Here is a 244-nt window from a genome sequence, read left to right as displayed (position 1 = left end):
GCATGCTTATCGCCAACGATGCCACAGTGAAGGGCGGGACGCTGTTCGGCATGACAACGAAGAAGCATACCCGCGCCCAGTTGTTTGCGTGGCAACACCGGCTGCCCTGCATCACCATGGTGCAATCCGGCGGCGCCAACCTGCCGGACCAGCCCAACATTTTTCCCGACGACGGGCAGTTCGGCTCGATCTTTTACAACCAGATCCGGATGTCGAGCGAGGGTATCGCGCAGATCGCAATCGT

Annotated in this window: 1 protein-coding gene; it reads left to right on the top strand. The window is 59.8% G+C overall.

Annotation, left to right across the window (positions count from 1 at the left end):
• The coding region (locus G8O24_RS43555) for a carboxyl transferase domain-containing protein (RefSeq protein ID WP_283815680.1) at nucleotides 1-244 on the top strand (244 nt) is incomplete at both ends.

It is taken from the genome of Bradyrhizobium campsiandrae (genome assembly GCF_014529705.1).
In the GTDB taxonomy this organism is placed as follows: Bacteria; Pseudomonadota; Alphaproteobacteria; order Rhizobiales; family Xanthobacteraceae; genus Bradyrhizobium; species Bradyrhizobium campsiandrae.
Note: the sequence above shows the minus strand (reverse complement) of the source record. Positions and strands in the feature narration are given on the sequence as shown.